Origin of the sequence: Alteromonas sp. 14N.309.X.WAT.G.H12 (assembly GCF_036697315.1) — a bacterium.
Taxonomy (GTDB): domain Bacteria; phylum Pseudomonadota; class Gammaproteobacteria; order Enterobacterales; family Alteromonadaceae; genus Alteromonas.
The window spans coordinates 69,627-82,564 of record NZ_JBAHZB010000005.1; the positions used below are offsets into that span (position 1 = coordinate 69,627).

Consider the following 12,938-nt stretch of genomic DNA (forward strand, 5'->3'; position numbering starts at 1 on the left):
ATTAGGCGTTCGCAGCAGGTGCTGGCTCAGGCTGTGCAGCAGTGATCTGCATATTGGCAATAGGATTCTCTGTGTCATTGGACAACTCCACCAAACGGTTAAGTTGGCCCATAGACATCATAATGGCGTAAAGTGCGCCTAAGAAGCCCTGCTTGTGCAGCTCTACCACTTTTTCTTCCGGCAATTCGATTAAGCGTTTTTCATTGATACTCATCATGCCGGTCACGTTGCGCTGTTGACCATCTTTGTAGGTCAAACGGATTTGGATAGGATCAAGCAGTTTCAGATCAATCACTTGCTGAATAAAGCGTTGGGTCATCATTTCACTGTTGGCCAAATCACCGAGGAATTTTTGACGGTTTTCCAAAAATTCAGCAGGTTCACCGTCTTCTTTAAACAACGGCTGACCTTCGTCTTTACCCACTAAATCGCTGTTTTCATCGATGTAAACACCGAGTTTTTCACCTTCAGGACGAATATCAAAGGGATAACGTAAGATATTCATCGGTACGTGAGGCCCTTTCCACTTGTCGGTGAGTAAAAACAGGTTTTGACCTTGTTCCATACCTAACATCGCCACTGTGTGGTAACGCTCAGACTTGGGATCTTGGATAAAAACAATTGGCATTGAAGACGCCAATTGGGCATATTCGCGGATTGATGCCGCAGATAAATGGGTATTTTTTGCAAACGCGAACGCGTTATTCACCGCTACTTTTATATCTTTATGATTTTCTTTGTTTAGCGGTACGTAGTTTATCGCCATAATTCTTTTCTCATTACGTTTATTAGTGATAATCAAATAAGTGAAATTCGCCAGGGAAAGCCCATGGATGAATGCCTGCAGTTCCCGCGTTATGACCTTCAACACGTGCGGTCACCAGGCTCCCTTAACACTGCTTAGCAGAGGATTACCACGAAGATTAATTTGCTAGCCTGCTTAAGCACACATGCGACTTATACAGGTTGTGACGCAGTATCCCGTATTTAAACCTGTAAGTCACGCGAGAAAACCATATCAAAATTTAAACTTTTATTACACGTTCTTGTTACCTAAACCGGCAGAAAAAAGCATTCTCTTTCTTTTTTTGTTTTTTTAGCACGTCGAGACAAGCAGAATCATTGAGTGATGGCCCATTATTCCGTAATCTGAGATTACCTGTATTGAAACAGGCAGTATTAGCCACATTAGCAGGTGGCCCATACTTCAATCACACACCAACAATAAAAAAGGAAAATTCATGGGACGCAAAGGCAAAAAACCACTAGCCGTATTAATACCCGCTCTTCTCTCGCTGGCAAGTCTCTCGTTGCAGGCAGCGGATATACCTGTGGTTTCTGACGAAGCAAACCGCATTGCACAGGAAACCATTATCGTCGATGGCCATATAGACGTACCCTATCGGGTGCACAGAAAATGGGAAGATGTCAGCAAGGCAACTCAAGGGGGCAATTTTGATTACCCTCGGGCCCGCAAGGGCGGCTTAACCGCCCCCTTTATGTCGATATATGTACCAGCCAGCTTAGATAATTCAGCAGAGTCAACAGCAGTTGCCCATCAGCTCATCGATTTAGTGGAAGCCATGGTCTATCGCTCACCAGATAAGTTTGCCATAGCCAAATCTGTGGCCGATGTAAAAGCACAATTTAAAAAAGGACTCATATCCTTACCCATGGGAATGGAAAACGGCTCTCCCATTCAAGGTAGTATGGACAACCTAAAAACCTTTTATGAACGCGGGATCCGCTACATCACGTTAGCCCATTCACTGTCGAACCATATTGCCGATTCCTCCTACGATTTAAGACGTCAATGGCATGGCCTGAGCCCCTTCGGTAAAAAACTGGTGGTGGAGATGAATAACTTAGGGATCATGGTGGATATCTCCCATGTGTCAGACGAAGCCTTTTATCAGGCCGTTGAAATCAGTAAGGTGCCGGTGATCGCCTCCCACTCGTCATTACGTAAATACACGCCGGGCTTCGAGCGCAACATGGATGACGACATGGTGAAAAAGCTGGGCGAGAATGGCGGTGTGGTGATGATCAATTTTGGTTCTAGCTTTGTCTCTAAAGAAACCCAAGACTGGCGTGCTAACTATACCAAACAGAAAAACAAACTCATTGATGAAGTCGGTAAAGACAGCCCTTTGGTGTCTGAGTTTGATGCCAAATTCCGTGAAGAAAATCCGTACCCCTACTCCACCCTAAGCCAGGTACTTGATCACATTGATCATGTGGTGGAACTTATTGGCATTGAGCATGTGGGTATTGGCTCTGACTTTGACGGCGTTGGCGACTCACTGCCCATTGGCTTAAAAGATGTTTCCACTTACCCCAATCTTATTCAGGGCATGCTGGATAGAGGTTACAGCCGTCAAGACATTGAAAAAGTCCTTAGCGGTAACCTGTTACGGGTTTGGTCCGAAGTGGAACAATACGCGGCAACACATTAAACGCTTATCACCCGGTCGGCTTAGCCGACTGGGTTTCACGGCTGTACTGCACCGCCACTATCTGGCCGCGTCTAATGGCTTTAACTTCAAATATGCCATTATCCAAAGACAAAACCTCACCATCACTGAGATCATGCCCACTTTGTTGCTTTAAAAATTCATCAAGGGTCGAGGTTTGTTTCGATGGAAATTCAATACCATAAGAGTGATGAATATCTTCCAGACGCGCCGCCCCTTTTAACACCAAATTACCGCTCGCAAGGGCGGCCTCGCCCAAGCTGTTCGTATGGGAGAAAATACAGTCAATAAAGGGCCGTAAACCGGGTTTAAGCAGAATAAATATATGGTCGCCAGCCATCAATACCGATGACCCCCTTGGCGGGAATACGGCACTTCCTCGGGTTATCATTGCCACCACGGCTCCTTCCGGCAACGCCAATTCCGCTAGGGTACGGTTAACCGCCCGAGCTGAATGTCCCAAAGTATACTGCACGATATCCACATCAACATCCCCTAAGGCGCTGATTTCCAGCGTGGCCGCCGGTGTCACCGGAGCTTCTTCGATTAGCTTTAACCGCTTCGCCATCCACGGTAAGGTCGATCCCTGCAAGGTGGCAGAAATCAGTACAACGAAAAACACTACATTGAAAATAAGATAGGCTTGCGGAATATCAAACAACAACGGAAATATGGCCAGAATAATGGGTACAGAGCCTCGCAGCCCCACCCAGGAAACCAGAGTAATTTCTCTGCGATTAAAGCCCGCAAAGGCCAAAAACGGAAAGACCGCAAGTGGGCGTGCAACAAAGATGAGAATTGCAGCTATCAGCAAGCCCTCAAACCAAATATGCAACAAGGACGCAGGGTTAACCAATAACCCCAACATGACAAACATGGCAATTTGACCAAGCCAGGCCAAACCATCATGAAACATAAACGTGGCCCGTTTTAATACGAAACGGTTATTGCCAATAAAAACACCGGCGATAAAGGTTGCCAAGAACCCACTGCCGCCAAGACTAGCGGATATGCCGAAAGTCAACAAACCACAAACGGCCACCAGCACTGGATACAAACCTGCGGAATTCAAGGTAATGCGATTAATCAGCTTTACGGCAAGCCACCCCATTCCGAGACCAACAATGGTACCGACGCCCATTTGCTGAAGAAACAAAAGAGCCAAATCCCAGCCAAGATCCATTTGATTGGTAATCAGTTCAAGAATACCTACCGTAAGGAATATGGCCATGGGATCGTTCGAGGCACTTTCAATCTCAAGGGTGGATTTTAGCCTTGAGTTAATGTGAATACCGGCATTACGTAGAATAGAGAAAACGGCCGCAGCATCCGTGGAACCAACAATAGCGCCAATGAGTAATCCCACGATGAGGGGAATACCAATAATATAGGCAGCCGCTACCCCTGTTACGCCGGCGGTAATAGCCACCCCCAGGGTGGCAAGAAAGGAGGCCGGTTTCCAAACCTGTTTTATTGACGTTAAAGAAGTTTGTAAACCGCCATCAAACAGAATAAGGGCTAAAGCAATCGTACCCAGGGCATGGGCAGTCTGAGCATCATCAAATGCCAAGCCCAGACCATCTTCACCGGCCAGCATGCCCACAAGCAAAAACAAAACCAGTAAAGGTAATCCCAATCGAGGGGATAGTTTACTCGCCAGAATTCCCACAAATAGCAACACAGCAGCAATGAGAATTTGATAATCAATAGCGAACATGAAGACTCTTCCCTTTCTGTTTTCGCAGTTTTTCCACCAATACAGAGACTAAAATAATGTCAGACTCTCAATCTTATAAGCAACACGGAGATGTATTAAAACACTGATAATTGATCTATCGCAGTATAATACGTAGATAAATCCATTGTTATATCTGCGGTATACAGACTTTAGCTATAAAATTCTAAAAACAAATATTGATACTTTCCCGCTTACTTTGGCCTTATTTATGGAGATAAAACTTACAATTTCAACCCTTTACAAGCAAAAACAAATTGAACGCCTAATTATCAACAAATGAGTCCATCATCATGATCATCTGACTAAACAGCGGATTTTTAGTGGGTACAGCGCAGGGATCCCTCAAGTCAACGTTCTGCTTGTTAAAGTGAAGGTCATTGACCATAGCTTGATTCATTACAAGATTAGCATGACACAACTTATACCCCTTATCGATAACGAAAAAGGTATTGGTGGCGGTGGTATGAGCCAAAAGATCTTCGATACCACTTATGGGTGTGGTGGAGTCAGCCTGAGAATGAGCCGCAAACACCGGCACATCAACCGTTTTGCCTTGTGCCAATTGATCGCGAATGTCATTGATCACTTCCATCAACTCAAGGCCAGCAAAACTGGCGATAGTGGGATATTTATACGGGTTCGGCCCATGGGTGATGTACTCACCGTCAAGTAAGCCTGCAATCCACTGTATCCCCCAAATGCGAGACAATTTTTCAACGCCACTATCCAACGCCAATGCCCCGGAAAATAACATGATGCCGGCAACATTTTCAGGGTGATGCAAATAGTGATCAACCACTAAGGCTCCCCCCGTTGAAAAGCCCCCCAAATAGATTTTATTCCCCAATTCAGGAGCAATTGCTATCACATCATTGAGGTGTTCTTTCCAGCGCTCAGCCAGATCACTGTCGCTCATGTCGTCATCGGCGACCAGCTGCCCATGTCCCACATTAAGGGGAACAATCACATTCATCCCTTTATCAAATAAAGCTTGGGCAATGCCGCGCATATAAAAAGGCGAATCACTTAGTCCGTGTAACAACACCACCACTTTTTCTGTTGGCTTCGAATGATGCAGAATATAGGGCGCGTTCCCGTCGTTTCGTAACGCTGGCGAACAAACACTAAAGCGGGTAGTTGTTGGGTTTAAACAAGCACGAATCTGCCCAAATCGTTGTTTATATAAGGCACTGAATTTATCAAAAGCATCGTCTAGATCAGATTGCGCATGTGTGCAGACACTAAACAGCAACAACAGCATGGACATTACGGTAGCTTTTCCCAAACGTATCTCCTTAAACGGGCTCAAACTAGATAAATAATACTAACAGTATCCCACATCAATTAGAACGAACTCGCTGTTCACGGATACCTAAGGTAGATTACCAGGCAAAAAATAAGTAAAGAAAATCTAAAGGTATATATAAATATCCCTATATATTTTAAAACATGCTACCGTTATTGTCATAAAATCACTATCATAATTATTAAGGAAGCATTAATATTTGGTCTTGCTCTAATCGTATGCATGTATCTCTCCCCACCCTTTGTTCTAACGGGTGTAAGATACGAAAAACAAACGCTTTCTTGCTTACAATTAGACTTGATATTAAAGTGCTGCCCCGAACACTTAGAAGAAAAATGAATAACGAGTGTTCAATTATAAAAACAAACTCTTTAAAGTATTACTTAAAAGTATGACAATGGCTTACTTTTGTGCAATGGATGACACAACGAAAAAAGTCTGATCCGGTTCTTCATTTTATCATAGGACTGGTTTAAGGAAGGAGAAAATTCGCGTTTTTTCCACGAATGTATTTTTCATATTAGGATGATTATGAGAAGCCAACTAGTTGGCAGCTTACTGTTTTTTTGTAGCGTCATGCCACATGTGGCTTTCGGACAAGAGCAAACTGGACAAGCCAATGAAATAACTGCGCTATTGGAACGGATTCGCTCTGCCTATAATGCGGGGCAGGTATCTGTAGCCGAATCTCTCGCAGTAAGTCTGCTAAAAGAAAATTCCCCAGAAAGCGCACCGCTACAAAACGCTGCCATTCAATTTGAATTGGGCAAAATTGCCCGTTTGCAAAGTAAATATGAGTTAGCCGACACTTTTTTTAGTAATGCTGAGAACACCTTTCGAAAATATCAAAAAAATAACATGGTAGCCAAAACCATGGCCGAACGGGGGCAAATCAATTATTTGCAATCTCGCTATTCTTTGGCAATGACACTCTTTAGCAATGCCAGAGCCCTGTTTATTGAACAGGGCGATCTGCATGGTGTGGCCTTGCAACAACTAAATATTGGAATTTTGCTTCATGCCGAAGGCCAATTTGACAAAAGTCTATTGGCACTACAAGAAGCATTATCCTCCCTGAATCAGTACAACGACAACGAAAAAGTTGCGCGAACATTATCTGAAATTGGCAGCGTCTATCTGGATATGGAAAAATATGACGAAGCCAAAACGTATTTAGAAGATGCCTTAAATATAAATAAAGAACTCGGCCGCACCTATGAAATGGCGAGAACCCATAGCGTGCTTGGTGAATTATTTGTAAAAATGGAGGATTATGCTGCGGCAGAAAAGAATCTGTTGGCAGCCTTTACGTCTTTTAGCGCAATGAATGCACCGTTAGATTTAGAATCAACCCAAGCCTCCTTAGGCCGAGTCGCCATTGCTAAAGGTGAATATGAGACAGGGCTTAAATATCTGCGTACCGCATTAGAAGAAGCCCGTTCACAAGGTTATGATTCATTGGCAACGCAAATACACCTTGCCTTATCCGATGCCTTTTTAGAGTTAAATAACTTCGAGCGGGCGTTAAGGCATGCTGAATGGGCATTTCATCAAGCACAGGGGCATGGAGAGCTAAATACACAAATCCTCGCCCAGGACAAAATTATTCAGGCCTATACGGCTAGAGAAGACTACCAGCACGCATTTGAGGCCCTTAGTGTGAAAACCGCATTAGAGGCTAAGCAACTCGACGTAAACCAATCGGTAACGCTAGCCAAAACCAATGCACAAATTGAAATGCAGCGGCAAGCCCAAGCCTTCGAAATTAAAGAAAAAAATCGACGCGTAGAACTGGCTAATGTGCGTGAGCAAAATCTGCAAAACATGCTCGCCTTAGGCAGTCTTGTTTCCTTATTGCTGTTTATTTTTCTGCTGTGGAGTCGCTACAACCAATATATTCAGAACCGTCGCTTAGCCCGAGAAGTGAAAAACAGAACCAATGAGCTAGAGTTAAAAAATCAACAACTTGAAGAAGCCTTTCATGCATTAGAACAGGTCAGTATGCGTGATCCCCTTACCGGTTTATACAACCGAAACTTCCTCAATGCCCAATTGCCTGGGGAAATTCAGCGTGTGCAACATCACTACGCCTCACAAACCGATGACACGCCGGTGCCCAACAGTGATTTAATCTGCTTTTTAATCGATATTGATTATTTTAAACGCATTAATGACGAGTACGGGCATCTTGCCGGCGACCGTTTTCTGATCCAGTTCACCGATATACTTAAAGAAGTATTTCGCCAGACGGATCTACTCATTCGCTGGGGAGGGGAGGAATTTTTAGCCGTCTGCCGAAATGCCAATCGTGAAGATGCTGTGGAGCTGGCGGATCGACTGTTAACGGCGGTTAAAAATAATAACTTCCACCTACCCAATGAAGTTACGATAAAAGCCACATGCAGTATCGGCTTTTGCGCCTTGCCGTTATGTCGTCGTAAGCCCTTTGATTTAGACTGGCCACAAACCTTCGCGATCATGGATTTTTGTTTGTATGCTGCTAAGTTATCCCAGCGGGACTGTTGGGTAGGTGCTACAGAAGCCTGTATGGACGAAGAGCCTAAGACCTATCCAAATAAATTGGAAACCAAGTTTGGTCTATCCAATGCCATTTTAAAGACGTCTTTGACCAACTTCGCCAGTATAGAATGGCCAGCAGATTAGCTGGCCTTGTGATACGTGTTACATACCGGTTTTAATATCTTCCATATGATATTTATCTATTAATGAATACAAGGTTGGCCGCGTTACGCCCAGTAACTCTGCGGTTTTCGACATGTTTTTATCAGCCGTTTGGTAAGCCCGTCTTATCGCTCGACTTTCTGCTTGCTCGCGAACCTCTCGCAGGTTCAAGGTTTCAACCTCATTATCACCCCGCGGCGGCATAAGCCCTAAATCCTCCGCTTGAACCACTGCGCCTTCGGCCATAATCACCGCAGATTTAAGCTTATTTTGTAACTCTCGAATATTACCGGGCCATCGGTGCGCCAGCATGGCTTGGATTGCACCATCAGAAAAACTTTTTGCTTTGGCATTAAATTCTTCGCGATAGAGATTTAAAAACGTCCGGGCCAGTAAAATAATATCCTGATCACGTTCCCGTAAAGGCGGAATAAAAATTGGGATTTCGCCAATACGATAATATAAATCTTCCCGAAATGTTTCGTCGGCCACCATCTGTTGCAAATCACGGTGTGTTGCACAAATCACCCGAATATCAACGGGGATCTCGCTTCTTCCCCCTACCCGCTCGATAACCCGTTCTTGTAAAAAGCGTAACATTTTCGCCTGCAGGCCAATGGGCATATCGCCGATTTCATCAAGAAAAAGCGTGCCGCCTTGGGCCGTTTCTATTTTCCCCAACGTGGTTTTATTGGCACCGGTAAATGCCCCTTTTTCGTAACCGAACAATTCACTTTCAAGCAGGGTTTCAGGTATAGATGCGCAGTTAATGGCAACAAAAGGTTTGTCTTTGCGAGGACTATGCTCATGAATACTTCGCGCAAAAACTTCCTTACCCGTACCACTTTCGCCCTGCAAAAGGGTACTGATATCTGTGCAGGCTATTTTTTCCGCTTTACGCATCACTGCCTGAATCGCTTCCGAGTTACCAATGATGCGTCCCATGGCAGGACGGGCTTTAGCTAACACCCGGTTTTCGTGCTCAAGGTTCGCCAGATTCAATGCCCGGTTGACCAATAACTTGATGGTGTCAGAATCAATGGGTTTTTGATAAAAATCATAAGCCCCTGAATCAATGGCTCTTAAGGCATTTTCTTTATCATTATTGCCCGTGACCACAATGACTTTTGTCCGTGGTGCTAAGGCCATGATTTCATCCAGCGTTTTAAGCCCTTCAGAGGCATTGGCAGGATCAGGCGGTAATCCAAGATCCAGTGTCACTACTTTGGGTTCATAACGACGTAACTGAGCAATGGCTGAGCTTCTATCATCAGCAAAAACCACGTTATAGTCGGTAAAACTCCATTTTAGTTGTTTCTGGATGCCAAGGTCGTCATCGACAACGAGAATCGTATCCGTCATTGTAGTAATCCCATCTCTAATATTTCGTTGAGGAATAGATTTAATTTAGTGAAAACACCAAAGTAAAGCAGCTTCCTTTGCCCACTTCACTTTCTACCAGCAGTTTTCCACCTATGGATTGCATATAATTTTTTGCATCGTATGCGCCTATTCCCATGCCTGCATTACCTTTAGTTGTATCGAAAGGCTTAAACAGGCGCTGTTCAATGAAGACTTTTTCCATACCACAGCCATTGTCTTTTATGCGTACCAACTGACGTTGGTTTTGTTCATCACATTCCAAAGCAATACTGACAAAGCCGGAATCTGGGGTAGCCTGTTGTGCATTACTGACAAGGTGATAAATCACATTGGTAAATTTCTCCGGATCCACCACCACTTTCGCTTCGCTTTCTATGTGGATGGTCGGTATAGGCTCTATTGATTGGCACCGTGTCTCAATTAACTGTTGGATCAGTACAGAAAGGTTATGAGCGGAAAATACGCCAGCCTCATCAATTTTCTTCTCGGTTAACTGACGCAACATCTTATCCATTCGCGCTTTGGTATAATGCAGGGTTTCAAAGGTATCTTCAATAAATTCCGGATTATCCTTATGCTGCTCGGCATTACACAAAATCAAATCAATTTGCGCCATCACATTTTTTAAATCGTGTAGCACAAAAGCCGACATACGATTGAAGGCGGCAAACTGTGCATTTTCCGCCACCGCGCTGGCTGCTTCGTGATGATAAATATAGGTCCCCACCTGCTCGGTCACGGCATTTAAATAATCTCTGACTTCCCAGTTTAAATCCAGCGCTTCGCCTTCTTGGGTCTCAAGCAGGGCAAAGCCCCATATTTCCTCTCGTTTTAACAAGGGTAATACTAACTGAAAACGACAATGCTTTAAGGCTTCTCTATCCAGTTGTAGACCATCGTACTCAAAGGGTTTAGAGGTATACTCCTGAATATCCACCAACCAACCGGTTCTAACACAAAACGGGGTTAATTGATTAATGATCCTTTCTTCTTCAGGTAGGAGGGTTTCCATTTTTTCACACGCCACCGCTTCCAAATCCATCCCGGTGGATTTAACCAAACACCCCGTATCGTAATTAATCGCCCCGAGTAGCCCTTCAAGGGCGATGGAATAAACATGATTTTTATCTTCAGGTGGCGATGACAGCGCTTTTGTTAATTTTACCCATTCAACCCGATAATCGAACTGATTGGCAAAAAAGTGTTTGGTAATAAAGACTTTGATTCGCGTACGGAAACTGTTTGACAACACCAACGTAATCAACAGTGCCAGGGATAACACACCAATATGGTTTGGATGGTGGTAGACCAGCTGCCGCCTATAAAATTAACAATATAACCGGCTGAAGCCATCACCATAAGGTAAATGCCCGCCACCAGTAACAAGGAACTGTGCAACACCACTTCCCGGGAGATAAAAATATCCACGCCCCAATGCTTAATACGTCTTATGGCCACCACTAAAAGCGGCATCATGAGAAAATAAATATAGCCTCGGGACACCAGATAAATTAGTTCCACCTTCGTCACCATGGTGGCATTGGCATACATGACAAATTCAAACAGATGCATGGATCCAAGGTACAAAACCAGAGGTTTAAATGCCCACTGGTTTTCACCTGATTGACGAAACATCACCTCAAGTAAAATAAGCACCTCAAGGGAGAGCACGGTAAGGAACAAAAAACGCCAGTCAGACGGGATGGTGGTAACAAGCGGCAGCAACAATGCCACGGCCGACGGGGCGAGGATCGCCAGGGTAGCCGGACGACGTAAAACATCCCATAGCGTGGTAAAATCGTCTCGTAAACAACCGGCGATAAACAACAACCACACCATTTGTTTGGCGGTATCTGCCGTTAACAGCTGATTCATGGAAATCGGGCCGGTTAGCAAGGTAATAAAGCTAACAGACCAAATGAGCGTCGCCAGTGTCGCCAACACCAACAGGTGTTTTGCTAAACCCGGCTTACGCACCGTAAACAGCAAAAGAAGCAGTATTAAATATCCAAACGCGCTAAGGCCATAACCAATATCTGAAATCATAATGTCCCTTTTCTAGCCCTAAGCACTGCAATACCCTTAAATTAGCAGCGTCGAATAACCAAACTGCCAATGGAATAGCCTGCGCCGAAAGAACACAAAACCCCCACGTCACCGGCAACCAGATCCTTATGATGCAGCGCCAACGCGATCACTGAGCCGGCCGATGCTGTATTGGCATATTGATCCAATACCACAGGCGCTTCATCCGCAGTGGCTTCACGCCCCAGTAACTTTTTACCGATTAGCAAATTCATATTGATATTTGCCTGATGCAACCACCAGCGGCGCACATCCGTAGGCGTTAAGCCATGGCTCGCCAAATGTTCCTCAAGGTGATTTGCCGCCATGGGGCACACTTCTTTGAAGACTTTACGTCCGGCCTGATGAAATAATTTATCGGCACTGTAAGGATCTGCGTCGTGCGCACGGCTCATATAGCCAAAATTAGAGCGGATATTGTTAGAAAACTGAGTAACCGCTTTGGTGCTAAGAATTTCAAACACCTCATCGGAGGCCACCGTCTCTTGTGATTCAATCACCGTGGCAGTGGCCACGTCGCCAAAAATAAAATGACTGTCACGATCAGTATAATTGACTTGGGGAGAAACCAGCTCAGGATTAATAACCAGTACCGCCCGGGCGGTACCAGCAGCGACCATTTCATACGCCCTGTGCATACCAAAAGTGGCGGCTGAACACGCCACCAGCATATCAAAGCCAAACCCTTTAATACCTAAGCGTTCTTGTACTTCAATGGCAATGGCAGGGTAAGCACGTTGGGTATAAGCACAAGCCACAATCACCGCATCAATATCTTCGGGCTGTTTATTGGCATCACTAAGGGCTTTAGTGGCGGCAGCCAAGGCAATTTCGGCTTGTTGAGACAATTCCTCATCACCGCGCTCAGGAATAACTGGGCGCATTCGGGAAATATCAAGGGCCCCTTCTTTTTGATAAATAAAGCGCTGTTTGATCCCCGAGGCTTTTTCGATAAATGCCGCACTGGAATGGGGTTTGGCGTCTTTTTTACCCGCTGCGATTTGTTCGGCAAATTCTTCGTTGTATTTATCTGCGTAGCTGTTGTAGCTGGCAACCAATTCGTCGTTAGTAATAACATGTTCGGGTGTCCACAGGCCGACACCGCTAATCACGATCTTTTTAGACATGTTTAATTCTCTTATTCTCGTCTGAGGCTTGTTAACAAAGCCACAGCCCGTATTTCACCGGAACCCCCGGCTATTAACGGATTTTGTAGGCTACTAGCTTAGCGTTTTAGACAAAGAATGTCATGACGCAAATCATACAGCCA

General features: G+C 44.8%; 7 protein-coding genes and 1 pseudogene. 2 read left to right on the forward strand and 6 right to left on the reverse strand.

Annotated features, from left to right (window positions below; genetic code table 11):
* Position 1: 1 nt before the first annotated feature.
* Positions 2-766: a SapC family protein gene (locus V5298_RS04030; protein WP_332930187.1), complete on the reverse strand. Its 765-nt coding sequence runs from the start codon at positions 764-766 to the stop codon at positions 2-4.
* A 475-nt stretch (positions 767-1,241) separates the two neighbouring features.
* Here V5298_RS04030 and V5298_RS04035 point away from each other — a divergent pair, with 475 nt between their 5' ends.
* Complete coding sequence (locus V5298_RS04035; protein WP_332930188.1) at positions 1,242-2,456, forward strand: dipeptidase; 1,215 nt, start codon at positions 1,242-1,244, stop codon at positions 2,454-2,456.
* A 7-nt stretch (positions 2,457-2,463) separates the two neighbouring features.
* On the opposite strand, the gene V5298_RS04040 is transcribed toward V5298_RS04035, so the two are convergent.
* Positions 2,464-4,191, reverse strand: a complete 1,728-nt coding sequence (locus tag V5298_RS04040; protein ID WP_332930189.1) for a potassium/proton antiporter — start codon at positions 4,189-4,191, stop codon at positions 2,464-2,466.
* A gap of 283 nt (positions 4,192-4,474) precedes the next feature.
* Positions 4,475-5,497, reverse strand: a complete 1,023-nt coding sequence (locus V5298_RS04045; protein WP_332930190.1) for an alpha/beta hydrolase — start codon at positions 5,495-5,497, stop codon at positions 4,475-4,477.
* A gap of 552 nt (positions 5,498-6,049) precedes the next feature.
* On the opposite strand from V5298_RS04045, the gene V5298_RS04050 reads away from it, so the two are divergent.
* Positions 6,050-8,182 (forward strand): tetratricopeptide repeat-containing diguanylate cyclase, encoded by a 2,133-nt coding sequence (locus V5298_RS04050; protein ID WP_332930191.1) that lies wholly within the window; start codon positions 6,050-6,052, stop codon positions 8,180-8,182.
* Between the two features lie 18 nt (positions 8,183-8,200).
* Here V5298_RS04050 and prsR read toward each other — a convergent pair whose 3' ends face one another.
* The 3 genes and pseudogenes from prsR to V5298_RS04065 all read right to left on the reverse strand — a co-directional run bounded on the left by prsR (position 8,201) and on the right by V5298_RS04065 (position 12,795).
* On the reverse strand, positions 8,201-9,562 hold the full coding sequence (gene prsR / locus V5298_RS04055) for a PEP-CTERM-box response regulator transcription factor (RefSeq protein ID WP_332930192.1): 1,362 nt from the start codon (positions 9,560-9,562) through the stop codon (positions 8,201-8,203).
* Positions 9,563-9,602: 40 nt separating this feature from the next.
* Positions 9,603-11,629 (reverse strand): annotated as a pseudogene (gene prsK / locus V5298_RS04060) (XrtA/PEP-CTERM system histidine kinase PrsK).
* A gap of 41 nt (positions 11,630-11,670) precedes the next feature.
* Positions 11,671-12,795 (reverse strand): beta-ketoacyl-ACP synthase III, encoded by a 1,125-nt coding sequence (locus V5298_RS04065; protein ID WP_332930193.1) that lies wholly within the window; start codon positions 12,793-12,795, stop codon positions 11,671-11,673.
* Between the last annotated feature and the right edge of the window lie 143 nt (positions 12,796-12,938).